Annotated in this window: 20 protein-coding genes, 6 pseudogenes and 1 other annotated feature; of the genes and pseudogenes, 5 read left to right on the plus strand and 21 right to left on the minus strand. The window is 37.4% G+C overall.

The annotated features are described in order from the left end of the window. Position 1 precedes the first annotated feature (1 nt). The 4 genes from G0028_RS14430 to G0028_RS14445 form a co-directional block, all read right to left on the minus strand. Complete coding sequence (locus G0028_RS14430) at positions 2 to 2,059, minus strand: hypothetical protein (protein ID WP_180047478.1); 2,058 nt, start codon at positions 2,057 to 2,059, stop codon at positions 2 to 4. Further along, a complete protein-coding gene (locus tag G0028_RS14435; protein WP_180047480.1) occupies positions 2,056 to 3,993 on the minus strand; it encodes a hypothetical protein in 1,938 nt (645 codons plus the stop codon). The genes G0028_RS14430 and G0028_RS14435 overlap by 4 nt, the downstream gene beginning before the upstream one ends. Continuing rightward, positions 3,990 to 5,417, minus strand: a complete 1,428-nt coding sequence (locus tag G0028_RS14440) for a tyrosine-type recombinase/integrase (protein ID WP_180047482.1) — start codon at positions 5,415 to 5,417, stop codon at positions 3,990 to 3,992. The genes G0028_RS14435 and G0028_RS14440 overlap by 4 nt, the downstream gene beginning before the upstream one ends. 165 nt (positions 5,418 to 5,582) lie before the next feature. Beyond that, positions 5,583 to 5,732: a transcriptional regulator gene (locus G0028_RS14445; RefSeq protein WP_373685911.1), complete on the minus strand. Its 150-nt coding sequence runs from the start codon at positions 5,730 to 5,732 to the stop codon at positions 5,583 to 5,585. A gap of 112 nt (positions 5,733 to 5,844) precedes the next feature. Between G0028_RS14445 and G0028_RS14450 the strand changes: the two genes are divergently transcribed. Next, a complete protein-coding gene (locus tag G0028_RS14450; RefSeq protein ID WP_180047484.1) occupies positions 5,845 to 6,843 on the plus strand; it encodes an Arc family DNA-binding protein in 999 nt (332 codons plus the stop codon). Positions 6,844 to 6,861: 18 nt separating this feature from the next. Here the strand turns inward: G0028_RS14450 and G0028_RS14455 are convergent, their stop codons facing one another. Continuing rightward, complete coding sequence (locus G0028_RS14455) at positions 6,862 to 7,089, minus strand: helix-turn-helix domain-containing protein (RefSeq protein WP_180047485.1); 228 nt, start codon at positions 7,087 to 7,089, stop codon at positions 6,862 to 6,864. Positions 7,090 to 7,249: 160 nt separating this feature from the next. Here G0028_RS14455 and G0028_RS14460 point away from each other — a divergent pair, with 160 nt between their 5' ends. Together G0028_RS14460 and G0028_RS14465 are read left to right on the plus strand one after the other, a co-directional pair. Then, positions 7,250 to 7,516 carry a hypothetical protein gene (locus tag G0028_RS14460; RefSeq protein WP_180047486.1) on the plus strand — a complete coding sequence of 89 codons (267 nt, stop codon included), beginning with the start codon at positions 7,250 to 7,252 and terminating at the stop codon, positions 7,514 to 7,516. Positions 7,517 to 7,618: 102 nt separating this feature from the next. Continuing rightward, a pseudogene (locus G0028_RS14465) lies at positions 7,619 to 8,238 on the plus strand (HAD family hydrolase). A gap of 31 nt (positions 8,239 to 8,269) precedes the next feature. Here G0028_RS14465 and G0028_RS14470 read toward each other — a convergent pair. The 3 genes from G0028_RS14470 to G0028_RS14480 form a co-directional block, all read right to left on the minus strand. Next, entirely contained in the window at positions 8,270 to 9,055 is a 786-nt protein-coding gene (locus tag G0028_RS14470) for a hypothetical protein (RefSeq protein ID WP_180047487.1), read from the minus strand. Between the two features lie 98 nt (positions 9,056 to 9,153). Further along, positions 9,154 to 9,513, minus strand: a complete 360-nt coding sequence (locus tag G0028_RS14475; RefSeq protein ID WP_005018086.1) for an antitoxin Xre/MbcA/ParS toxin-binding domain-containing protein — start codon at positions 9,511 to 9,513, stop codon at positions 9,154 to 9,156. A gap of 292 nt (positions 9,514 to 9,805) precedes the next feature. Continuing rightward, entirely contained in the window at positions 9,806 to 10,318 is a 513-nt protein-coding gene (locus tag G0028_RS14480; protein WP_180047488.1) for a hypothetical protein, read from the minus strand. Positions 10,319 to 10,539: 221 nt separating this feature from the next. Between G0028_RS14480 and G0028_RS14485 the strand changes: the two genes are divergently transcribed. Then, positions 10,540 to 11,472 (plus strand): IS5-like element IS17 family transposase, encoded by a 933-nt coding sequence (locus G0028_RS14485; protein ID WP_174894013.1) that lies wholly within the window; start codon positions 10,540 to 10,542, stop codon positions 11,470 to 11,472. Between the two features lie 458 nt (positions 11,473 to 11,930). Here G0028_RS14485 and G0028_RS14490 read toward each other — a convergent pair. From G0028_RS14490 to G0028_RS21380, 10 genes and pseudogenes are all read right to left on the minus strand, one after another. Continuing rightward, positions 11,931 to 12,621, minus strand: a pseudogene (locus G0028_RS14490) (RHS repeat-associated core domain-containing protein); the annotation flags it as partial. A gap of 33 nt (positions 12,622 to 12,654) precedes the next feature. After that, positions 12,655 to 13,110 carry a hypothetical protein gene (locus tag G0028_RS14495; RefSeq protein WP_180047794.1) on the minus strand — a complete coding sequence of 152 codons (456 nt, stop codon included), beginning with the start codon at positions 13,108 to 13,110 and terminating at the stop codon, positions 12,655 to 12,657. Positions 13,111 to 13,115: 5 nt separating this feature from the next. Then, on the minus strand, positions 13,116 to 13,574 hold the full coding sequence (locus G0028_RS14500; protein ID WP_180047796.1) for a hypothetical protein: 459 nt from the start codon (positions 13,572 to 13,574) through the stop codon (positions 13,116 to 13,118). After that, positions 13,574 to 13,930 carry an HYD1 signature containing ADP-ribosyltransferase family protein gene (locus G0028_RS21245; protein WP_373688247.1) on the minus strand — a complete coding sequence of 119 codons (357 nt, stop codon included), beginning with the start codon at positions 13,928 to 13,930 and terminating at the stop codon, positions 13,574 to 13,576. Before G0028_RS21245 ends, G0028_RS14500 begins: the two co-directional genes overlap by 1 nt. A 57-nt stretch (positions 13,931 to 13,987) precedes the next feature. Beyond that, a pseudogene (locus G0028_RS21120) lies at positions 13,988 to 14,798 on the minus strand (RHS repeat-associated core domain-containing protein); the annotation flags it as partial. A gap of 173 nt (positions 14,799 to 14,971) precedes the next feature. Beyond that, positions 14,972 to 15,526 carry a CPCC family cysteine-rich protein gene (locus tag G0028_RS14515; RefSeq protein ID WP_180047798.1) on the minus strand — a complete coding sequence of 185 codons (555 nt, stop codon included), beginning with the start codon at positions 15,524 to 15,526 and terminating at the stop codon, positions 14,972 to 14,974. Between the two features lie 382 nt (positions 15,527 to 15,908). Then, a pseudogene (locus G0028_RS14525) lies at positions 15,909 to 17,617 on the minus strand (RHS repeat-associated core domain-containing protein); the annotation flags it as partial. A gap of 426 nt (positions 17,618 to 18,043) precedes the next feature. Continuing rightward, positions 18,044 to 19,342, minus strand: a complete 1,299-nt coding sequence (locus tag G0028_RS14530; RefSeq protein ID WP_180047802.1) for a type VI immunity family protein — start codon at positions 19,340 to 19,342, stop codon at positions 18,044 to 18,046. A gap of 16 nt (positions 19,343 to 19,358) precedes the next feature. Further along, positions 19,359 to 20,507: a VRR-NUC domain-containing protein gene (locus G0028_RS14535; protein ID WP_180047804.1), complete on the minus strand. Its 1,149-nt coding sequence runs from the start codon at positions 20,505 to 20,507 to the stop codon at positions 19,359 to 19,361. 94 nt (positions 20,508 to 20,601) lie between these two features. Continuing rightward, complete coding sequence (locus tag G0028_RS21380; RefSeq protein ID WP_180113490.1) at positions 20,602 to 22,044, minus strand: DUF2345 domain-containing protein; 1,443 nt, start codon at positions 22,042 to 22,044, stop codon at positions 20,602 to 20,604. A 63-nt stretch (positions 22,045 to 22,107) separates the two neighbouring features. On the opposite strand from G0028_RS21380, the gene G0028_RS14545 reads away from it, so the two are divergent. Then, a protein-coding gene (locus G0028_RS14545; RefSeq protein ID WP_104915068.1) for an IS3 family transposase occupies positions 22,108 to 23,327 on the plus strand; the annotation gives its coding sequence in 2 pieces (ribosomal slippage) (positions 22,108 to 22,384 and positions 22,384 to 23,327; 1,221 coding nt in all). After that, positions 22,383 to 22,499: a sequence feature (AL1L pseudoknot), on the plus strand. (Overlaps the previous gene by 117 nt.) Positions 23,328 to 23,362: 35 nt before the next feature. Here G0028_RS14545 and G0028_RS21385 read toward each other — a convergent pair. The 3 genes and pseudogenes from G0028_RS21385 to G0028_RS14555 all read right to left on the minus strand — a co-directional run. Next, a pseudogene (locus G0028_RS21385) lies at positions 23,363 to 23,545 on the minus strand (hypothetical protein); the annotation flags it as partial. Positions 23,546 to 23,556: 11 nt separating this feature from the next. Next, a complete protein-coding gene (locus G0028_RS14550; RefSeq protein ID WP_180048095.1) occupies positions 23,557 to 23,832 on the minus strand; it encodes a hypothetical protein in 276 nt (91 codons plus the stop codon). A gap of 113 nt (positions 23,833 to 23,945) precedes the next feature. Next, a pseudogene (locus tag G0028_RS14555) lies at positions 23,946 to 24,425 on the minus strand (IS3 family transposase); the annotation flags it as partial. Positions 24,426 to 24,478: the final 53 nt, after the last annotated feature.

Raw genomic sequence — 24,478 nt, forward strand, 5'->3', positions numbered from 1 at the left:
TTTACACCTCAATATTAATCATTTTAATTTTTTGAATCATTTTGTTTAAAGCCAAAATATCACTGTCCATTTGCTCGTATAGCAGACTGTTCTGTACTTGCATATCTCGCTGCCGTTGTAGTCGCTGAACCGCTTTTTGTATTTTTTCAGCACTTGTTGCATCAAACACAGCATGGGCACAACTCAAACAGCTCGTAATAGCCGTAAAAGAAATTTTTTCGCAAGAATCAGGGTTGGTACATGCGCCAAACAAGCTAGGCTTATAGGCAATTTCACCCTTTTTCATACGCTTAATGGTTTCATCACGGTTTGGAAATACTGTGAGTAATTGCTCGCGGTCTTTTTGTAGCTGCAAATAGGTTCCTGCCCCACCAAGTAAACGGCCAGCACTATTAATTACACCCTCTTCAAATTGCGCATAAGAATGTACCAAGCGCTGATATTCCAGTTCTTGAATAAACTCTTTTTGACTGTCACTCACTAAAATACTTGGTGCAAATACCGCATTATTACGGTAATACAACGTCATAGACTCTGTTAGATGCTTAAATTGGACTGACAAAGCGCCAAGTCCGATCATGCCTGAACGAGCGCCATACACAGCCAGTGAACGCCTGAATTGATGGGTACAAATATTCCAATATTGACCAATTTGACAGTCTTTTTCTTCACGCCAGTTACGGAAACCATCAAAAGCTTCAAGCTCGGCGATATCACTTTCTGTGATTTTCAACCCCTCTCCAAGCAATACAGAAATACGGCTTAAATACTGATTAAAACTAGCATTGGTTCGCGTTGGAGCACCTTCAAAATTAGAGATAAAATCCGTTTCATTTTCGATATTTCGATTGTTTTTATGCCTATGTTTTTGTGAATATCGTGTTGGAAATAATGGATATTCAGCAGGATTAGAAAAATCGTAATGCGGATTAAATATGGCGTAGATTTCACCAATACTTTGTGCTGCATGTACGCCAGTTTGAATATCTTCAAACGTGATCCAATACGTCGATTTATTTCCACCACCATGCAACTTGGAGGTATAACCCATAATGACATGCACAAGATGCTCATTACTTTGAATAGTTTGATAGCAATCATAAGACAGTTGATTAACTTCATTATCCCGCATACCTGTAAATAGATGAATCCAAAGTTTGGCCATGCCTTGAATCAACGTCATATAACGAGTGAGATTGGCATGTTTTTGAATCTGATGATTCTCAAAAAGCTGAGTTAACCCCAGCAAATCACGTGCATCGTTGAAACTTATCGCTCGTTTAGCACGTCTAAGCTCAACAGGCATCAGGGCAAAATTTACATCTTGCTGAATCCGTTGAAACCATTTCAGCAAAGCAGGCGCATTTTGATTAAACTCGTTTAATAAATCTGCTAAAGCATTAATTAAGGCAATATAAATACGTGAAGGAATAAGTTTTGTTTGCGGGCCGACTTTACCTGATCGCAAGCGTATTTGTGCAGCAAGTCTTGCTAAATTCTCAATCGGTTTATATGTACTAAACGCAGGAATGAGCAATGGGTACTGCTGCTGTAATGCAAAACAATCAGTTAAAAATGCTTTGATGTGATTAGCTCTTTGATAACTGATACCAGCATAAGCCTCATGCACTTTCGCAATATAACCTGCATCACTAAATAATTGTGTCAATGTGCAACCATTGCGGTAAGCAATTGCAGCAAACTGTCGCAAGACAAGATGGCGTTGCTCAACACTTTTAATAATCGACTTACCTGATTTTATATAAAGCAACGCAAAAATGATTTTTTTCATTTCAGCACGTATTTGACAGAAGAGAAAATCATTCTCACGAGCATGTTTCAACCAGCTTTTAAAATTTAATTTACAGTGACACTTCGGCAGATAGGGTGAAAAGTCCCAAACATCATCGCCAAATTGAGATAATGTTGTGCCATTTGACATACGGGATAAAATAAAGCTTGTGGGAACAGTCAGCTGATTATTCTCCAAACGATATTCATCTGGTAAAAACTGCTCAGCAACGCCACTGGCATACAAATACGAATTAAATGAACTCATGATATCCACCCCAAATCAATTAGCAATTCAAAATGATTCAGCCAATACGCATCTAAATCACCGCTTTCTACTTCTTCTTGAATTGAAAAAATACGATTACGTAAATTTTCATAAGTATTTGATAAATCGTTGAGTACTTCGTCAATTCGGTGTAGTACAACCCCAAACTGCTGTTCCCACTTGATTAAGTCCGTAGCTTTTTGTTTAACGTAGCCGAGCAGGCTTTTCAGTGATAAAAGCTTACGCACATCTTCGTCATCAGCGTGGACTGCATAGTGTTGGCAGAATAAGCAATGCTCAAATTGTTGGCAGTTAGGCGATGGAGCTTGTGCAGCAAAACCCGTTGCTTTTTCAGGCTGTAGATTTGTTGTCATACAAGCCCCGACTGGCAAGGTCTGAACATCAACAGGCTCATCTAGCGTTTGCACAGGAATACGTTCAACGGTTCGAGTTTGTGACACTGCAACTTCTCGCAGTTCATAAAAGAATTGTGAAATCTGTTGGCTTGCATCTTTAAATGAAGTTCGACTGTAATTTTTCTTCGCAGTATCGAGTGAGTGTCCCATTTTTTCGACTTCAAGCAATAAATCACCATCGCTCAATTCAACATATTGACTGCTAACATGCTTGCGCCACTCTTGTGGGGTGATCCAAGCCATTTTCGGGAAAATACGCTGCAAAAATCTTTTAAGTAATTGAAGTTTATTATTTCCAATTGCGCTTAATTTTCGCACTTCATTACGTAGCAGAAATACAAAATCACATGACTCATCTTGAATATACCAAGCGCGAAGTTCTAAAATTTTTCTAAAAATCGGCTCAAATTTAACTCCAAACTCTGGCCGTACTGTCTTGCCTCTTGCACGGCTTTTCGTTCCTGAAAAGCGTCGGCCTTGTGTACTCGGTAGGATTTCCATCGTATCAAGGTGTAACTGTTGAGCAGTGTCTAGATTTGCTCCAGTTTGTGCAATAAATAACAGCATGCCGATGGTCAGGCCGTAGGATGCAAGTCTTTCACGCTCTAAATGCCGCTTATTTTTGTTGCGTTCTTCAAGTTTACGGATCGCTTGATTGCGGTTTTCACGTATACGCTTTCGATGCTCACTATCTTCTTCTAACTCAAAATCAGCTAGCATTTTTGACAAAGATGGAATAGCCGTATATTTAGCTAGATACCTCTGCATATCGAACTGAATATGCTGTTTTTCAACTTGATGATGAAATCCAGAATAGAAATTAAAAACTTCGTCATCTACAGATTGAAAATGCGCAGGAAAGTCATTTTCTTGTACAACAATATGATGAATTTCAAGAAAGACATTTAACAAAGTTGCATAAGTTTTTTGATGATCTTGTTCTGCAATCGGTAAAATAGGCACATCATAACGCTGAGACTGTACTTGCATCGCTTGACTAGAAATATCAATTTCATGACAATCAAATACATATGCAATCAGTTTGGCAACATAACGCTGATACTGCTTTGCGGTATGCGCAGCCAAGTTATCTTCATCAGTGTCCGCAAGCAAAGTCCGATCAACCAGAGATTTACTATAGCGACGATAGGCATCGATCATGCTGTCCTTATCGGATAAATCAAAAATTTTCTTTTGTTGATCAATCCAATCCAAAAACATCTTGATGATGGAATAGAACAACCCTTTTGATAGGTTCGATCCATCCATTTGCAGTAGATAATCTGTAAAACATTTTAAAAAATAGCGTCTTTTTTCATCAAAAGAAGCGACAAGCTCATTGTCTGATACATCGAAAGAACATGCTCTTTTAGCAAAAAAGAATGTACCAATATCTAAAGTTCTAAAAGAAAATGAGGCCGTTTTATCTTTGATTACAAGTATTAGGCGCTCATGCTCAGTAAGCTGTTTATTGATATCGGTGATATGAACAAACAATGGAGTGCGTGTGAAATTCATGACAAATCTCCTGCTGAATTAACAGAAGACATCACATACTTCATCAAACTTGATTCATACTCATGCTGAATTTTACTGCGCCATTCCAGTCGTGATTTATAATTCAAGTACTGTAAAGTGGTACTGATATTGCGATGACCCATGCGAGCTTGCACATATTCGACAGCTGTCATCGCCGAGTGACCTTCTGGCAGGTGTTGTAACTGACTTTCAAGCAGGTTCATACCAAAACTGGCGCGTAAATCATGAAACTTAAAACTTTTAAATTGTGGATCAATCAAGCGAATTTCGGGTAATAACACACCTTTTAAATAACTACGTACCGCTTCGCCTTCATAGAGTTTAAGCCTAGCCCCAAATGAGTTAGAGCTTTTGATCTTCTCGGTCAATTCTTGCTGTTCAGCTTTGCTTGTATAGAAAGGTGTACCAAGCTTAGTGAGAAACACATAGTTTTCATCCGAGTTAGCATAGTTTGACTTCTGTCTACGCTGACGTGCTTGCTCACTATTGATATAAATTTTAAGATCTTGCACTAACCAATGCGGAATTAGCAGCGTCATCGGCTTTTGAAATTTGCTATCAATGCTTGTCCCAGCCCCAACAGGCAGACGGATAAAGCCATGATTATCAGGCTCACGACCAATTAAGTTTTTGATTCGTAGAGTACAAATCGTTTGTAAACGGGCACCTGTAAACAATGCAAGATAAAACATCAACTGATATTCACGTGATGATTTTTTCAATGCTTTTAAGATAATAGCTTGCTCTTCAACGCTGAGTGGACTTAATTCACCACCATCCTTAATCGCCTCAGGGTTATGAGCTTTAGCAGGAACATGAATCGCAAGGTCATGCGACTTAATTGCCATTTTTCGACGTGCGCCAAACTCATTGTCTACCGCAATATATTTGTACACATCTTGAAATGGCAGTCCATAGCGTTGATGGTCAACCAAGTCTTTTGTGACAAGAAATCGATAAAAATTCACCACTGCATTAATTCGACCACGTGCAGAACTGGCTGAAATTAGGCCTGCATTGGCTTGTTCAATAAGACGCGTACGATATTTAAAAATTGCGTTTTGTTGTTTCAATTTATGAAACTTTAAACAGTCAAGCTGTTCATCTTCAAGAAACCGCTGAAAATCAACAAGCTGATTGGCAATAGATGCAAATGTTTTAAAATCATACTGTATTGCTTGCTCAAGTTTTTTCAGCAAATACAGATTAAAAACGTCAGAAGGGCTACCATCTCCATGGATAATCACAGGGAATTCGAGATACGCATCACCATGTTTTTCGAACACTGCATCATTTAAACGATCAGTTGCCTTTCTCAACGTCGATAACTGAAATTTTTTAATGGTCACAACTTTGGCTTTTGATTGGTAGCGTGACTGACCATTTTTAAGTTTAGTGCTCATTTTGAGCCTCCTGTTTATTAAAAAACAGGCAAAAAGTGATCTTAAGATAGGATTGACAAAAATGCCCCTATCCATCAAAATCGAAGTGTCTGGACGCCAATCAAGACATTCATAAAAGCTCATGTTCCCACATGGGCTTTTATACTTTTTGCCGAATGAAAATAATTACTTTTTTGTCAATTCTCTCTGTTCCTCTTTTCTTAATCGTTCCAATTCCGTAATAAAAAAAGCATTCATTGACTGATGTCTTTGCTTTGCCATTTGTTTGACCCAAAAAACTAAATCTATGGGTAAACGAAGATTCGTCTGTTTCATGTGCATCACACCAATTGTTAGCATATTGCTAACATAGCAATATGCTAACACTTATGTCAACTCTTTTTTTATAGCATAATGCTAGTGCTATTTTTTACCGACTTAAAAATGTATGAGTAAGAAAGATATCCAATTTAATCTTCGTATTCCTGAAGAGCTAAAAGCCAAAATTGATGCTGCAGCGAAAGCGAATCAACGCTCTATCAATGCAGAAGCGACCTCTCGACTTTACGATTCATTCGTCATGAATGACAATATTCAAGTTGAAGCAGCAAAAATCGTTGAAAACTTTCTTCGAGCTCGATCTCCGACAGAGCGAAAAAAAGTGGTAGCTGAACGTTTAAATTTTGTATTAAGTGAATTGAAAAAAATTTATCATTTCAATGAATTTACAATTGCTGAATTAGCTTTTGAGATCAATGAAGATACGGCTGATGAGGCTGAAGCATGGTTTAGAGCAGAATTAGAACCCACCTTCGGACAATTGGAAAAAATAGCGCAACATACTTCAGTGAATCCAAACTGGTTACTCTTTGGTAAACAGACTCCATATGATATTCAGCACATACGTTTAAATGAATATTTAGATCAAGATATAAAGCTGCTTTTAGTTTCAGACCCTAGTAATGAATATTTATCTGCATCAAAAGTGAAAGAAATAAAATTTATTCGCGAATTATCAGAAACAGGGCAGTTAATTATTCTTAAAATTTATGAAAATTACGCAGTTGAGACTTTTTATCCCCCATATCATATCAGTGACGTAAATGGTGTTGGTGGATATAACTCATTGTTATATTTTTGTTTATTGACCAAAGTACTGTTGCGATATTATAAATCTAAGGTGAATGTATATAGTCATCTGCTTTCAGAAGAGCAGTTTAAACTTATTTTGACTGGAACAGTTCATCCCTTAACAATTGCAGAAAAATTACATCATATTCCTTGGATTGATGATTTAGCGGATAGACTCCCAAATAAAAATTTAGATTATTGGGATGGTTTTGATACGTTAAGAGCAAGAATACTACGAGACTTTGCAGCGAAAGAATACATTCAGGAAATTTGGAATGATCCTGAGTTGTATTTAAAGCATCCTATTGAGTTTTAAAAAAGGGATGACATTTTACTAAGTGCCATCCCTTTTTCTAGACTCATTGGTATATTCAAATAAATCTTGCATATTACAATTAAAATATTTACATAAGGTATCAGCGACTGAAAGTTCAATTCGTACTGCACGATCATAGTAAAGACTTGTTAGCGTATTACGATTGATACCAGTCGCTTGAGCCACCTCACTTAGCTTTAAAATTTTTCGCTCACCCATCAAATTTGACAACCTACATCTAATCATAACAACCTTTAAATTAAAAAAATTAACCTACAGAAGGTTAATTTAACTTGATGAATAACTTTTACTATGCTAATTTAACCTACAGCAGGTTATATTGTCTTATTAAAAACAAATTAGCCGTTCTAAATTTCATTATATAGTTTTTTAAGGAAGTTCAGCTATGAATAACTACTTTTCTCCAAAATTCTCTGTTTCTGAGGAAGTTCGTTCAACTGCTGTTGCACTAATCAAAGAGTTTAATATTGACCGTACATTTGATTTAGCTTTGTTTCTGAATGTTAATCCCAACTTAAATGACCAAGATGCGACTTTAGCGTGGGTGAACTATTTTGAAAAAAATCAACATGATATCAGTGATTTCAATCTTGTTAGACGCCACTTTATGAAAAATTTTCCTAAAATTATGTTTACAAACTTTAGTGAATAAAATAAACAAAGGGAGATATCAAATATCTCTCTTAATTTTTAACGGACCTTCTTATTGTAATCTCGATTAAAAGTGAAACTTAATTTAATTGGTTGTAAAAATATGGATTCATCGATAAAAGCAAGTCATATTGAGCCATCGGTCATTGCTTTTGACGTGTTTGGTACACTTGTAAAAATAGGGGAAAGACGTTCCCCATATAGAAAATTAATGAAATGGCTAAAAGAACATGGACGACAACCAAAACCTGATGATGCCAAATTTATTATGTCCCACAATTTAAATTTGGCAGAGCTTGCAAAGCGATTAGCAGTAAATATTCCAGACCAATTTTGCAAGAACTTGAGCATGATTTAGATAAAGAGTTACGCTCTATTACACTGTATGAAGATACCTTATCAACTTTGGAAGAATTAAAGAAATTAGGGATTGAATTGGCATTATGCTCAAATTTAGCTATGCCATATGGAAAAATTGTTTCTCCATTATTACCGCCCCTTGATGCTTATGCTCGGAGTTATGAAGTTGCTGCAATTAAACCTGAGTCGAAAATCTATCAGTCACTCATTAACCAACTAGGTTGCCAAGCTTCAGAAGTCCTATTTATTGGGGATACAGCACTTGCAGATTTTACAGGGCCGACAGCATTTGGTATGTCTGCTAGATTGATCAATCGTCAAAATGGTCAAACATTGGCAGAAGTTTTAAGCGACATACTTTAACAACTCGTGGACGCCACCTAATAGTGAATACTCACAGCTCCTCATCTTTCCATTTTTTAAATTCTGCAATTCGTTCTTCAAGCTCCCTCGTCCATGCTGGTTTTATATGTGGCACATTTAGGCGCTCAACACCTTGATGGTCAAAAAACTTATACACCTTTGCCGCCAACTTGATAAACGCCTGTTCAAACGTATTTGCCCAAACATCTAAACGATAATCATGATAATGCTCTTGGTATAATTTACCACCATCTTCTACTTTATTGAGATGTGAGCCAGTTTCTAAATAAATCACTAATTGCCCATTATCTTCATCATTATATGCACCGTGATAAACATTTTGGCAGTGCCCCCATGTATTCCAGTGCCATGATGGTACATCACCAATAACCGTCCAAAAAGCTGGGTGTGTATCAATAAAATGATAGGCAGTTAAAAAGTCTGTTGGATTTGCGAGATATGCTTGCTCATTTTCAAAGGCAGTCTGTAAAGCAGATTGTAAATGCTCAAATTTATTTTTATCGGTGTAGGAAAACAAACTACTAGAAAGATGCTCAGAGGTTTTAAAAAATAGGCAACCACTCTCTTTATTCTCACCAAAATATTGATAAACCTCTGGTAGAATCTGTAAATCTGTAGGTTTGACATGATGGATCTGGTGTTGTACGTCTTTTAAGCTTTCATGAATTGCTTCCATACGATCAGGGTAAGTGACGACAAGTTTCGTATCTCGCAGTGATAAAATTGCTGGTTCAGTTATTTGGGGTAACTGTTCTAACAGCCAGTCTGGTAATTGTTTTAATTCAGTCGGTTGCATTTTTAGTTATCCTTTTTTAAATAATTCCAACTTGTTACATGCGTTACACAACATAATTTGTGAAAGTTGATTGTAAGTTAGTCCATAGGAGTATATTGTCACTCAAGGGCTTCAACAAAATTAAGAACAGAAATCAAGCCACTCATCGTTTCTATTTGATGAATTGGGATACCGCTAGTGACTCTATTTTCGGACGTTAAAAAAATCTTCATCGCAGCCTGATCACCACCTGTCAAAGCATGTAAAGCCTGGTATAGACGAATCAGCAACAGTGCTAATTTCCCCTGTTTAGAATTTGGATCTAATTCAGGTTGGTTTTGCAATTGAGTGATTGCCTCAACATCCATATCTAGCACTATTGCGAGCTGAGACTGACTAAGGGAAAGTAGTTTAGCAGCCCTAAGTACTGACTTTCCCAATACAGCTGCTGGTACTACCTGCTGTTCCAATAACGTCATAGCATCACCTCAAGCTCTAATTTTACTGATCAAGCCTTAAATCTAACAATATCATACAAATTTCTAGATAAAACAATCACCTATTCCTGTTCGTAGCATACCGGTTATTCTTACTTGTTAGACGACCAGAAATAGTCACATAAGCTAATTTTGCCGACACCTGATGATTCATACTTACACCACGCCATGCTGCTTCCAAGGCAAGTTTTTGATGAACAATGATGGAACACGAACAATAAATCGACCACTATATTAACCAAGGGGGGGCATTTTTACACTGCCGCTAACACAGCTATCTTCCTATCTTTTTAAAATAGGTTTCACATTTTGAAGCGGGGCCAAAATTATATTTTAAAGCGGTATTGGCTCGAGCTGTTGCATATTCAATACCTTGAATTTCACGCTGCTGAGCAAAAACTTGAATCGCAGGATGTAACTGTTCTGAGCAACTGGCATCGTTGCTAAAGTATTTTAAAGTCTTGGTATTGGAAAAATATATTGCAGCAAACAATCGCCCATCTTTAAACACAATCGCGGATGAAGCATCTAAACTGCTTACAGACCGACCTTCATAATACAGCGCCTCATCTGTTTTCAGTAAATATGGCGCTGAGTAATTGTCAAAATTAGATTGAAATTTTAGATAATCATGCTTTAACAATGTTTGAAGTCCTGTTTGGATTTTTGGATTCAAAACAATTTGAGGAATTGATGAAATATCTGAATATTGAATGAAGTCTAGTTCTTGAGCATGAGTAAAAACGGAGATTGAAAAAAGTAGAAAAAGATAATAGTGATTCTTCATATCAAATTTATTATTTTTATGTCCATATTGACTTACTTATGGATTGTTCATTTTATATGGACACTTATGGAGTACATTTAATAAGAAATAATAAGTGTACTCATCACTATAAGGGTCTTCCTTCATCTCTTTATTAATAACTCTAATCAATTTTTCCACTTCAATAGGGCTTTGTTGCACAAACCTATCTGTAAAGGCTTTTTCAGCGATATAATTTTCAAATGAAGAAGCCTACACACAAAATCTACCGTACAACCAATTGGCCCGCATATAACCGAGCACTCATGAGTCGCGGAAATATTGCCATTTGGTTTGATCCTGCTACGCAATGGTATGCTCCATCAAAAGGCAAACAAGGGCGAAATCAAACCTACTCCGACGCAGCTATCCAATGCTGCTTAATGATTAAATCCTTATTCCGTCTATCTTTACGTATGGTCACTGGCTTTGTGCAAAGTCTGATTAAACTTTGTGGATTAAATTGGACCGCACCAGATTACAGTACGCTTTGTAGAAGACAAAAGCATATTGATATTGCAATCAGCTACCAAAAAAGTAGCGATGGGCTGCATCTACTCATAGACTCTACAGGCATGAAGTTTCTAGGTGAGGGCGAATGGAAACGCAAGAAACATGGACCTGAATATCGTCGCCAATGGCGTAAACTTCATATTGGTATAGATGCTAAAACCCTTCAAATACGCGCTATTCAACTCACTACAAATAATGTGAGTGATTCACAAGTGCTTGGTGATTTACTCGATCAAATTCCACAAGATGAGCAGATTGACTCTGTTTATACCGATGGAGCTTATGACACCAAGCAATGCCGTCAGGTCATTGCAGATCGGCAAGCGCATGCAGTGATTCCACCTAGAAAAAATGCGAAACCATGGAAAGATACAAAGAGTAGCTCGCTAGCGCGAAATGAATTACTTCGAACAGTTAAACGTTTAGGCAGGACACTATGGAAAAAATGGTCAGGCTATCATCGCCGCAGTTTGGTGGAAACCAAGATGCATTGCATCAAATTATTAGGCGATAAATTAATGGCAAGAAGCTTTCCTAGTCAGGTGAATGAGATTCATGCACGTGTAGCAGTCCTCAACAGATTTACGGAATTAGGTCGACCACTTACCCAAGTTACGCCTTAAATTTGGCTCAATTAGGGGCGCTTTGCATTTCAAATCTTTGTGCAACAAAGCCCTTCAATAGTACTCATTTTAAAATTATTTTTTAAATACTTTATTTCCATTATCATATTTTCACCATTATAAAATAGGGTAAGCTGTTTTAATACAATTTTTTCCATTCTGCCCACGAAGTGGTTGAGGTACAACTCTCATTTTAGTGGCTGGATGGATTGTCCCGTCAGATTTTATAACCTCACCTATACCACTTGGTATATTTACTTCTACAACATGGTTTGTGTTTCTATAAGGAGCTATAAGTTGCTCAGGAAAATTAGCTGGATCTTTAGCCCTATCAAGTAAAGATTGTCGAGATACATTTTTGCCATGCTCTTTAAATGCATGACCAAACTGCTTAGTACTTTTACTAACTATTGGTCCTGTACAAGGATCCTCCACCTCACAACAATCTTTTTTCTTTGGAGTTAACCCTAGAGGATCAATCCACCCCACAGGATTCGGTGCATAAGCATAAATATTACTACCACCCAATAAACCAATCGGATCTTTAGAGATGAATCTTCCTACATAAGGCGAATAATATCTGTATCGGTTGTAGTGCAACCCTGTTTCATCATCATAATACTGTCCTTGGAAACGGATATTATTGGTGATGATTTCAGAATTCCAAATATCTCGTTTGGTGTGATTCTCAGGTTTACATGTGCCCCACGCTTTGTAATTTGCTGTCCAAACAATTGCCCCCGTTTGGTCACTCATTTCTTGTGGTGTACCTAAGTGGTCACAGTGGTAGTACCATACGCGATCAAATGAATTAGGTTGTTGAGTGGTGTGCCATAATGGATCTTTGTCATAGTCGTAACCATGTTCCCATTGTGGCGTTTGGTGCTGGTTGATCTGTTGTCTATACGTCGCTTGAATTAAAGGAACGAAACTACCATTTTCATAAACATAATGTTTGGTGTAGAGATTCGTTGACTCATAAGCAAGGGTATCACCATCCCAACCATATTGCGTGGTTTCGGTATAGTGACTGCGTCCTGCTTGGATATGTTGTTTGGATTTTTCAATCCGTCGACCCAGTGCATCGTAGCGGTAGTGGGTTTCGGCTTTGTCATTTTTGCTACGAACAAGTCTGCCAAGGGCATCCCATACAAAGTCCTGTATATGTCCACCATCACTTAGTTATTCATCTTCAAATATTTTTAAAAAAATCTTAGAAATTTGATTTGAAAAATCATTATCTTCAACAGGCGCAGGCAGAGTTAAACAATACTCATAAATATTTTTTGGAAAAATATAATAATATGGGTTTGTTATATTTGAAATATAAAATTTACTTTTATTATATTCCAATTTAATTGCACGAGTTTGAAGATCAATTACATCAAAAAAATTATATGAGATTTCAAACGAGCCTTCATTATTATCATTTAAGACAAAAAGATTTTCTTCCCAATAGTCATACATTTCTTGAGAATTAAAATATATATTTCCGTTAAAACTTTCCTCTACGCCTTCACTTTCCTTCCACATAAAGTCACTTCTATGTTTCTTTAAATAATCATGAAATTTTTCATATACAAATTCAGGTGGTAATTCTGAAACTGCAAATACACAATATCCAAATAGCCAAGTCATTTATACTACCTCTTTAGCCTTGTTTCACATTTGAATATGCTTAAAAATAGGTTTGATAATTTTTCTGAAAACTCACAATAGGCTATAGCTTCAGGTAAAACTAATGCATATTCATAAATATTTTTCTGAAAAATATAATAATGCGGATTAGCATAGTTGCCACTAGGGTAATCAATTCCAGGATAAAGTGATTCTAATAATCTCGTTTGCATATTTATTCTTTCAAAAAATTGATATGTTATAAGAAAAGCTGCTTCTCCATCTTTATTTAATGTAAACACATGATCTGACCATAATTCATACATTTCTTGATCTTTAAAATATAATTTTCCTATTGCCGTTGGGTTGAAATTAGTATTTTGCACAGTAAAAACTTTCCATAACTCTTTTAATAAAAATTCAAACTGCTCAAAAACAAATTCTGGTTTTAGTTTTGAAACTGCAAATACACTATATCCTATCATTACTCATTCCATGTTGGTATTACTGTTGGGCCTTTAGATATCATATCGCTTGAATCTATTTCTAAATCTGAAGGACTATATGTTACATGAGTTCTTCCACTATTTTTTACCGTTTTAAGTTTGCATTCATCAACTTTAAAATGAAAATAATATTCGACTTTATCTGAGGTAACCCCTAATGAACCTTTTATTCCTCCTGCTCCTTTAGCCCTCATATCACCAATTGATAGAGGTGTTAAATAAACACCTACAGGATGTATACGATTAGGTTTCGATGCTTTAAAATGATATTTTTTAGTATTTGAGTTAATAGCATTATATCCAGCTTTATTAGTATAGTGGTACATTTCGACCATTTTAGGTAATGCACAAGCTTCTTCTTCATTTCTACTATTTTTTCCCCTATTAGCACCTTTTGGCGATAACCCATAGGGATCTACCCACATAATTGGGTTAGGAGAATAAGTATAAATGTTATTCCCACCCAACAACCCAATCGGATCTTTACTTATAAACCTCCCCACATACGGTGAGTAATACCGATAACGGTTGTAGTGAAGTCCCGTTTCTTGGTCGAAATATTGCCCCTGAAATCTGAGATTATTGGTGATGATTTCAGAATCCCAAATGTCTCTTTTTGTGTGGTTTTCCGTCTTACATTCACCCCAAGCCTTATAATTCGCACTTCAAACAATCGCACCTGTTTGGTCAGTCATTTCCTGTGGTGTACCTAGGTGGTCACAGTGGTAGAACCATACTCGGTCAAATGCGTTGGCTTTTTGTTCTGTGTGCCATAGTGGATCTTTGTCGTAATCGTAACCATGTTCCCACATTGGGGTTTGGTGCTGATTAATTTGTTGTCTGTACGTTGCTTGTATTAAGGGGACAAAACTTCCATTTTCATAAACATAATGCTTGGTATAAAGGTTGGTTGACTCATAAGCCAAGGTGTCACCATCCCAACCATATTGCGTGGTTTCGGTATAGTGACTGCGTCCTGCTTGGATATGTTGTTTAGATTTTTCTATGCGTCGACCCAGTGCATCGTATCTGTAGTGGGTTTCGGCTTTGTCATTTTTACTACGAATCAGTCTGCCAAGGGCATCCCATTCAAAGTACTGTAAATGCCCACCCTCACTTTGTCGGATCAGTTGTCCATAGTCATCGTATTGGTATTTTTTGATTAATGTAATCCTGCACCACATTATTTACAAGACTATTGTATGGATTGAAATCTATAGATTTTCCATCAGAATTTATTTATATATGAAACCGTTTGGTGTTCCACCGTACAACGGTGGAACAAGGCAATAAAAACTTCATAGTGATTATTTTTAAGCCTATGAAAAATCTATTACATAATTAATTTACTTAGACCACTTAATATAATTAAAAAATTATATAGAGTTATCACTTATGTATAATTTCTCTAATTTAGCTTTTGCATTATTTACAAAAAAAATTTCTCTATATTCTATAATAGTCATTCCATTAACAGGTGAGAAATCATAATCATTTTTCCCTTCATCTTGCCATAAACATAATCCGCAAGCTTCAAAATCAGGCTCTAAAGGCAGAGTGTAAAAACCACAGCACTTACATTTTGAAAAGAAATCTCTAGAGTCTTCTGATATACAAATATCCTCACAATATAAAATTTTATACATTTTTTTTAATTTCATATTATTATACAGTAAATACCTTTGACTTAACATATATACTATTGCTGGAGTAAAAAACTCTCCATACACCATATCATCATCAAATTCATTATTTAAAAAAAACTCTAAAATTGAATAATCAATATCAATTTGACTAACATCAAAACCTTCATCAATATCTTGTTGATCAACTACATGCCAAACACTCAACACTAACGCATTTCTTTCTTCAACAGACAAATCTAAAACTGCCTTTTTTGCTATTTCATTAGCTACTGATTTTCTATTCATATCTTTTTCCTTCTTATAAACCACATTTACTTGCAGCCAATGCTATTGCAGCAGCATAAGGATCTTCATCTCGACCATCATCTTTATAAAAAGTGTTAATTATTCTTGATTTTATATTTCCAACAAAAATTGTTCCAGTTAATGTATCCATTTTTACAACAAAGGTATTACCGACAATAGTATCCACTGTTGTTGAGGTATCTGTTGCAGCAAACTCTCTAGCCATTTTAGCATATTGACTTTGTGAAATATTACCAAATTCATGACCATGCTTATCGTAATGATATTGGAGAGATGTAAGACTCTTCCCATCAACTTTGTATGTTTTAGTTGTCGAAAAACTCTTCCATCCTAAATCAGATGCTTTACAAATATCTTTTTTAGCTAATCCCAAAGGATCAATCCACTGGATTGGATTCGGTGCATAAGCAAAAGTATTAAATCCACCCAACAACCCAATCGGATCTTTACTAATAAATCTTCCTACATAAGGCGAATAATACCTGTAACGGTTGTAATGCAACCCTGTCTCATCATCATAATACTGTCCTTGAAAACGGATATTATTGGTAATAATTTCCGAGTCCCAAATGTCTCGTTTGGTATGGTTTTCAGTTTTACCACTCGAGCAAAGCTCTCGTCTTGCGCTTCGGGAAAAACGTTGTTTTTCTTATCCTCGCTCACCCATTCCTTATAATTCGCACTTCAAACAATCGCACCTGTTTGGTCAGTCATTTCCTGTGGTGTACCTAAGTGGTCACAATGGTAGAACCATACTCGGTCAAAGGGGTTGGCTTTTTGTTCTGTGTGCCACAGTGGGTCTTTGTCGTAGTCGTATCCATTTTCCCAACTTGGCGTTTGGTGCTGATTAATCTGTTGGCGGTAGGTCGCCTGAATTAGGGGAACAAAGCTGCCATTTTCATAAACATAATGCTTGGTATAAAGGTTGGTTGACTCATAAGCCAAGGTGTCACCATCCCAACCATATTGCGTGGTTTCGGTATAGTGACTGCGTCCTGCTTGGATGTGTTGTTTAGCTTTTTCAATCCGTCGACCCAATGCATCGTAGCGGTAGTGGGTTTCTGCTTTGTCGTTTTTACTCCGAACAAGTCTGCCAAGGGCATCCCATGCAAAGTCTTGTACATGTCCACCCTCACTTTGTCGGATCAATTGTCCATAGTCATCGTATTGGTACTTCTGATTGATGTAATCCTGCACCACATTATTGACGAGGCTGTTATAGCCATGTTTATGCGTCGGTTCATAGTAGGTGTCTTGTCTATGATGGTGTATGCCGTGATTTGAGTGCTGTGTTTTATTGGGATTGATAATATTGCTTGCAGGGTCAAAGGCAAAGGTTTCTTTACCCATGTTGCTATTGGCTTGGAGTAGGCGTCCGACTGGGTCATATTTATATTCGATGTGTCCACGTCTTTTGTCATGGATGTCAGTTAGTTGTCCAACTTTGTCATAATGGTACAGACGTTTCAGTAAGGCTTTGGTTTGGTTTTGAGCGCTGTTTTGATTTTGGTTTGGGTTTTGCTGTGTATTTTGATTGGCGGTATAGCCTACCTCATTATCTTGTTCGATATTTTGTAAAATCAGACGTCCCACTTGGTCGTATTGCTGTTGCTGACTTAGTCCATTGGCATAGTGGCGTTCGATTTCTCGATGCAAATCATCTCGTTTAAAACTGACGGTGTCTTTACCATTTAAACCTAAGCCGTAAACATGCCCGCTGCCATAGAGGAGCCAATCCACTTTTTGCCCATCAGGTCGGTGAGTGGTAGTACGATTATTCAGTTCATCGTAGAGGTGTTGCCATACTGCGGTGCGTTGGGTTTTGCTGTCGTGGTGGTGTTCATGACTCAGATTACCCACTTCGTTATAGAAGAATTGTACTCGGCTGCTCTCGTTTTTGGCTTGGATCAGTTGTCCATTGCCATCGTAGGCAAACTCTTCACTGATGGCGTGTTCTAAGCGCTGTAGGGCATTTTCAGCATTGAGTTCTTCGCTATCTTCGTCTTGCTCTAGTAATAGTTTTTCAATGCTGTGGCTGAAGCCTGCAGTACGTTGGGTTAAACGTCCCATCGCATCAAACTCAAAGGCTTGGATACGGTGTTTCGGTTGATGTCCTTGTGTGGCTTTGGCAAGTTCGATACTGCGTTGTAATTCGCCTGTGCTGTCTGAGTAATGATAAACTGTTTCTTTACCGTCAAAGTCTACTTCTTTGGTGAGACGTCCCATGACATCGTAATGGAAATGGTAACTTGCACCATTTTCATTGCTGAGTTTGGTGAGTCGTCCCAATTTATCCCAATGGTATTTCAGCGTTTGCTGCATGGCATCGGTACGTTTACTCATGCGTCCTGCCACATCGTATTCGTACTGAGTGCGTTGTCCTTTTGGATCAATGTGGACTAAAAGCCGTCCTTCAGCATCATGGATAAAGTGTTCTGTTGCACCGTCAGCATGGATGATTTTTTCTAGTTGTCCGATAGCACAAATTACAATGTTCTATTGATTATTTATGTCACGCCAATACCAAATGACTAAATTCCCTCCTTCTGTCTGATGAGGTCCTGTCGCCTTTTCGCCCTGTTGTATAAATTGTTTTCTCCCTAATAGATTTGGTGCATCCCACCAACCTGTTTTTGGGCATATTTCATCAGGGTATAAACGTAATGATTGTTGAGGGTCGACACCGTTTTTCTCATTTTCATTTATATCGAAACGATTTAACCAAACCTTGGTATTATTTTCATCTGCAGTATCAATATCACCAAGATCAGGCTGCAAAGCATCAGATTCTGGATCTCTTAAATATTTCAAAACTTTATTTACAAAAACATATGCTTCAGGCAAACCTTGCTCTTTTGACCCAAGTTGAGGGTTTTCTCCTGCTTGAATCATAACACAATCATCTAAATCTGTTATTTTAATGTCTTTACGTTGTAATTGCTGAATCGCTTTATCATAACCACCTACACGATCAAAAAAGATTTTTGGAAATATATTGATCCAATTTGTTGATTTTATAAAGCCTTGAAATTCAACTTTTCCCCCATCGTTCTCTCGATATTCATAAGGGAAAAACTCTAATTTTGGCTCTTCCCCTCTAGTACTCAGAACCACATATTTCGTATCCTCAACAAACCAATATGAATTCATATCAAGTCCACTGAAGTTCTTTGCAATCTGATATTCTTGTGGCAAATAAGCATGACGATCTGATGGCAAAGATAAACTGATCCCAGCATAGCCACCACGAATAGGTAAACGATGACATGCTTGATTTAAAAATTGCTTAAATACGTCAAACTTTGCATTGTCATTAAAAAAATCAATCGGAAAGTGCATTTTTAAGCTAGAGAGTGTTCCTGCATCATGCCCTGCCAAATACAGTTGACCATTATTTTCATGAAAATCCTCTGTAAACTCTCCATTTAAAAACATAGAAAAATTATATTCAGATGCATCATATGCAGTTTTCCCACTGGAGACTTCACAGTAGGTTTGTAAATTCCGAGGATTATTGATGAGATGATCTTTTATTTTATTGATTCCTTTTTCATTTTTTTTTGCATATTTATTAGGTGAAAATTTACCTGCGATAATAAATTGACCAAATTCAGCCAAATAAGCATTTAACAGTTCAAGTAAATTTTCACGTACATAGGCACGTCCACCATGCTTAAAAAATAAAGTAATTGATAAACATGGTCGGATTACGCAATGCTCTTGATCAAAATCATAAAGAGAAAGTTCATTTTTTTTGATTTGCTGGTAAGTTTCAAATTGATTAAAATTTTTCATTATTTCTCTCTATATATTACGTAGTCGCAGTTGCAATACCAACTATTGCAGCAAAAGCAGCAACGACACCAGCAGGAATACTTAACGCAATTGCAACTCCTGCACAAATTACAGCCACAATGACTATACCAATTGTTTTCGCAGATTCTGCTATTACATGATACCAATCAATTTCCTTCATATATTCAAGTGTAATATCAGTATAACGGGTGATTTCTTTCATGCCTGCATCTAATTGCTGCTGTGTCCATGTTGCAATTTTTTGTCCTTTTTCATTCACAAAGTCCCAAGCCTGCGTACCTGATTTTTTTACCCATTGACCAGCCTCAAAAAGCCACGGTGCTTTTTCTTTTAAAAACGTATAAGTACTTTCTGAAAAATCATCGATATTCTTTTTCACTGCATCAAAGTTTTGAGTTAAATTATTTAACCATGGCTCATAAAAATATTGGTCATTTTTTTGTTCCGGTAATCGAACAGGGACGTTTATTACTGTTCTTTGCTTAGCATCATTCTTTGCTTCTTGTTCATCAAGTTGTTTTTCATGTTGTCTAATTCTTTTCTTCTCATCATCATTACAATCTGAGGCATTAACTACCGTAAACTTTTTATTACCACCAGCAATTTGAATATATGCACTTTCCTGTAATTCATCCAATTTATCTCCAGGAAATTTCACCTCAACTACTCGTAACAAATTATCTGTGCGTTGTTTTCCATTCTCATCTGTTGCAGCTCTTCCACACCATAAATTCGTTGGCGTATTAACTACGATTAAGTCAGGTCTCCGGCTCCCATTTCTAAAGGGGCTTAAAGAACGCCTATAATCTCCATCCACTTTATTAGAACGACTCAGATATGGAGTTGGTACAGCCCCTTTCCCTTTATTTAAATTCATATTAAAAACTACTTCGGCTCGATACCATGCCTTAAAATTTAACGCTTTTTCTTCCATCATAATAGCGCCACTCATTGCTACTTGCGAAAGCGCAGCAACATAAGTCTTTTTTTTAGTTATAACTGTGATAATCTCACTTGTTTTTAATGCGAATTTAACTTTTTCATTTATATACCATTTGGTAAATTGGTTGGGTAATCGTGCGAATTCAGGATGTAGACTATCATTGGTTGTTTGGCATTGTGCTTTATTCACTGTAGCGCCCATATTCTATTCTCCATCCTCATCATTTTCAGACTGACCAACATAATTGGAATAAATAAATTTTTCTTCAGGTTTACCTGAAAAATACAATTTGGAACTATTTATTTTTTTTATCTTCTTTTGTCAAAAGCTTTGTTCCTTCAGCTTGTTTTGAATAAACTATTTTGGTCATACCATCTTTATTGGTAAATCCGACGACTTTACGACCATCTGCCATCTCAATTTCATATGGGTAAAATGCGAGAGGTTCCTGAGTTTCTTCATCTACAATTTTATATTGTGCCTGATATAAATTAAGCAGCATTGGAAGTTTTAATGGAACACTACCTCCTCCCTCAAACTTATGTTCAGATGCCTTAGTCTCAAACTTTCCAGCTGTCGTGATAAACACGCCATTTTCACTAATCTCAATTTGCGAACCGCCTGCATTCAATATAATTTTTGTTGGACTAGTGATTTCAACCTTATCTTCAGTTGAAATAATCTGAATATTCTGTCGGGCTATCGCATCTAAGCCACCATTCTGTGCTTGTAACTCAATCTTATCTTTGCCTGCAAATAAACGTGCACCTTTAGACTGGGTAAATAAGCTAATCCCTTGACTGGCACTGGCAAAAAATCTCTCACCTGTAGCAAGACTCACATCTTTACCACTGGTCAAGGCAATCTGTTCAATACTATTTAAATGAATACTTTGTTCAGCCACCACCGCCACACCCGCAGGCGTACTAACCAATACATGTGGTGCAGACAATTCAGGAAATTGGCCGCCTTTGCCTTTGATCTCTTCTTGTTGGGTATTGAGATCTACATGTGCTGTCGCATCAATGGCACGTTCATCGGCTTTTTGATCAATGGCAATTTGGGTTTGAACTTTCTGCTGTTCTACTGCTTCCTTGAGTTGCTCTGTGCTTTCTTTGATATTTTTAATAAAGCTTTCAGCATTAGCTTTGGCATAAGTGGTTAAGATTAGACCACTACCAGAGCGAAGCACCCCATGCCCATCAGTACGCAGTTCAAAGCCTTCACCACGGAAATCCTTTCTTCCACTCGGTTCAGGAATACGGGTGATATAGCCAAGGTTGAGTTCACTGGATTGATGGTCAGATTTTAAATGGACTTGTACCTGCCCTTGGGTGTCATCCATGACTAATTGGTTGGCTTGGCTTCCGCCCAATTCTTTCGACTTAATCCCTGAAAGTGCTTTTTGTTCAGGGAGTTCCCACAGTGGCTTGTTTTCTGGATTGGTCAAACGTCCTGCCACAAAAGGCATATCAGGATCACCATTAAAGAAGTCGACAATCACTTCCTGACCAATACGAGGTAAATGAATGGTTCCGAAATTATTGCCTGCCCAAGCGGTGGAGACCCTTAACCAACAGGTGCTGTTTTGGTCTTTGGCACCGAGTCTGTCCCAATGGAATTGCACTTTGACGCGTCCAAATTGATCGGTATAGATTTCTTCTCCCGCAGGGCCGACCACGGTAGCGGTTTGGGGTCGTCCTTGCGGTTTATCTAAGGTTCGATCTGGTCTGAAGATCTGTGCATCGGGTTGAACCGTACCGGGTTTGTCGGAGAGTCAATATTCTGAGAGACTATCCCGATGACAAAATTAAAATATACCCCTGAAATCAGAGAAAGAGCGGTTCAACTATTGATTGAATCTGAAAAAGATTATCCATCGAATTGGGCTGCGATCACAGCTATTGCTCCTAAAATCGGTTGTACTCCTGAAACATTGCGTGTTTGGTATTTAAAGCATATGGATCAACTAAATCCTGCCAAAGTACAACAGATATCTGACCAAGAAAAAATGAAGCAAATGGAACGTGAAATTAAAGAATTAAAGCGTGCCAATGAAATTCTACGCAAAGCAGCCGCTTTTTTCGCCCAGGCGGAGCTCGACCGCCCACACAAATAATGGTGGATTTTATCCATAACAATAAAGATCGATATGGTGTTGAAGCGATTTGTAGAATTTTACCGATTGCAGCTTCGACCTATTATCGGGCTTTAGATCTCGTTGATAACCCAGAACATCGAGCGAAACGTGCTCTGCATGATTTACATCATGCAGAGCAAATCAAACGTATTTGGAAAGAAAGTTTAGGTCGATATGGTGTACGTAAAGTTTGGCAAAAATTGAAACGTGAAGGCTATGTTATTGCACGTTGTACAGTTGCTCGATTGATGCAGAAGCTAGATATACAAGGTGTTTGGCGTGGTAAGAACAAACAAACTACCCGCAGCCGAGATGATCAAAAACGAGCAGATGATTTAGTGAAACGGAATTTTAGTGCTGATCGACCTGACCAATTATGGGTCAGTGACTTTACGTATATTCAAACCAATTCTGGCTGGGTCTACACTGCATTTATTATTGATGTGTTCTCGCGAGCAATTGTTGGATGGAAAGTATCAACACGGATGAATACAGATATGGTACTTGATGCACTGGAGCAAGCATTGCATGATCGAGGCATGCCAAAGAACGTGATTCATCATTCCGACAGAGGTGTGCAATATCTTTCCATTCGCTATACCAATCGTTTAGAAGCAGCAAATTTACGAGCATCAGTCGGTACAACGGGTGATTCATACGATAATGCTTTGGCTGAAACGGTGAATGGCTTATACAAAACAGAGGTGATTGAATATTTAAAAGCAGATTGGCAAGGTTTAGCAGATGTACAACTTGCGACACTAAACTGGGTCGATTGGTTCAATAAAGAACGTGTACACAGCGCACTGGGTTATGTATCGCCTTTTGAGTTTGAAGCAATGTACTATGATAAGATTAATCCGTTAGGTCAGGTGGCCTAACTTAAATAAAAAAGTCTCCGACAAACCTGGTACGGTTCAGGTTGAACTAAAAACTCTACTTTGGAATCGTAGAATTGGTTATCCGCACGTTCTTCACTCAAATCTTGAATAGTGGTTTGCGTACCAAGTACCAACCAACCTCGATTGGAATCAGCATTCGGATGGTTTTCTAAGTTAAAACGATAGCCTGTTTGTAAACCTTTGAGATGTCCTTTGCCTTATAAGATAATTAATCTTTCGGAACTTGATCTGGTAAATAGGCTTTACCATTTTTACAAACAAAGTTTATGGTGCCTTTAGGTAAATCATTATCCCTCCAAAATTTTTCTCTTGCCCCACCCCTCATTGCAATTCCTGATCCATCACACTGTCGAATTATTTGCCCATCAGGATGTCTTAAAAATTCAGGAGATTTATTAATTGGACTCCAATCTGCTAAATTACATGCACTAAGAAATAATACTAATTGTAAAACCATCACTACTCTAATGTTAAAACTGTTCATAAGTCGTCTCTCTTAATTATCAATGTTAACCAGAAACAATGGTTCTATAAAAAATGATGTGTGCTGAAATATGATGTGTGCTGAAATAACAGGACACTTCCACTTGGGAGATTCTAGGCAACTAACTTGTAAAAGTCCTCTGCCATTTGATTTGGTGTCTTAAAATTCAGTCCTTTCTGAATTCTCTGCTGATTATAGAAGAGCTCTATGTATTTTGTAATATCTGCCTTAGCTTCTTCCCTCGTTTTATAGTTCCGATGATGTACAAGTTCGTTCTTTAATATTCCCCAGAAACTTTCAATTGGTGCATTATCAAAACAGTCACCCTTTTTACTCATCGAACCTTGAAAACTATATTTTTCAAGCATATTCCGATATTCATGACTACAATATTGACTGCCTCTGTCCGAATGAATAATTAAGTTTCGAGGTGGTTTATGATTGCGAATAGCCATACTCAGTGCATTACAAACAAGTTGTGTTGTCATCCTTGCACTCAAGCTATACCCAACTACTTGTTTAGTGCAAAGGTCTTTTAACGCAGCTAAATACAGCCAGCCTTCAGCTGTCCATATATATGGGTGAGTAGACCAAGGGAATCTCACCCTTAGCCCCTCGCAGAACCGGACGTGAACCTCTCAGCTCA

Origin of the sequence: Acinetobacter piscicola, from assembly GCF_015218165.1 — a bacterium.
GTDB lineage: Bacteria > Pseudomonadota > Gammaproteobacteria > Pseudomonadales > Moraxellaceae > Acinetobacter > Acinetobacter piscicola_A.

Coding starts and splice junctions, on each gene's coding strand:
- G0028_RS14430 (WP_180047478.1), bottom strand. CDS start 2,059: ATGAGTTCATTTAATTCGTATTTGTATGCCAGTGGCGTTGCTGAGCAG.
- G0028_RS14435 (WP_180047480.1), bottom strand. CDS start 3,993: ATGAATTTCACACGCACTCCATTGTTTGTTCATATCACCGATATCAAT.
- G0028_RS14440 (WP_180047482.1), bottom strand. CDS start 5,417: ATGAGCACTAAACTTAAAAATGGTCAGTCACGCTACCAATCAAAAGCC.
- G0028_RS14445 (WP_373685911.1), bottom strand. CDS start 5,732: ATGAAACAGACGAATCTTCGTTTACCCATAGATTTAGTTTTTTGGGTC.
- G0028_RS14450 (WP_180047484.1), top strand. CDS start 5,845: ATGAGTAAGAAAGATATCCAATTTAATCTTCGTATTCCTGAAGAGCTA.
- G0028_RS14455 (WP_180047485.1), bottom strand. CDS start 7,089: ATGATTAGATGTAGGTTGTCAAATTTGATGGGTGAGCGAAAAATTTTA.
- G0028_RS14460 (WP_180047486.1), top strand. CDS start 7,250: ATGAATAACTACTTTTCTCCAAAATTCTCTGTTTCTGAGGAAGTTCGT.
- G0028_RS14470 (WP_180047487.1), bottom strand. CDS start 9,055: ATGCAACCGACTGAATTAAAACAATTACCAGACTGGCTGTTAGAACAG.
- G0028_RS14475 (WP_005018086.1), bottom strand. CDS start 9,513: ATGACGTTATTGGAACAGCAGGTAGTACCAGCAGCTGTATTGGGAAAG.
- G0028_RS14480 (WP_180047488.1), bottom strand. CDS start 10,318: ATGAAGAATCACTATTATCTTTTTCTACTTTTTTCAATCTCCGTTTTT.
- G0028_RS14485 (WP_174894013.1), top strand. CDS start 10,540: ATGAAGAAGCCTACACACAAAATCTACCGTACAACCAATTGGCCCGCA.
- G0028_RS14495 (WP_180047794.1), bottom strand. CDS start 13,110: ATGACTTGGCTATTTGGATATTGTGTATTTGCAGTTTCAGAATTACCA.
- G0028_RS14500 (WP_180047796.1), bottom strand. CDS start 13,574: ATGATAGGATATAGTGTATTTGCAGTTTCAAAACTAAAACCAGAATTT.
- G0028_RS21245 (WP_373688247.1), bottom strand. CDS start 13,930: ATGGTCGAAATGTACCACTATACTAATAAAGCTGGATATAATGCTATT.
- G0028_RS14515 (WP_180047798.1), bottom strand. CDS start 15,526: ATGAATAGAAAATCAGTAGCTAATGAAATAGCAAAAAAGGCAGTTTTA.
- G0028_RS14530 (WP_180047802.1), bottom strand. CDS start 19,342: ATGAAAAATTTTAATCAATTTGAAACTTACCAGCAAATCAAAAAAAAT.
- G0028_RS14535 (WP_180047804.1), bottom strand. CDS start 20,507: ATGGGCGCTACAGTGAATAAAGCACAATGCCAAACAACCAATGATAGT.
- G0028_RS14550 (WP_180048095.1), bottom strand. CDS start 23,832: ATGAACAGTTTTAACATTAGAGTAGTGATGGTTTTACAATTAGTATTA.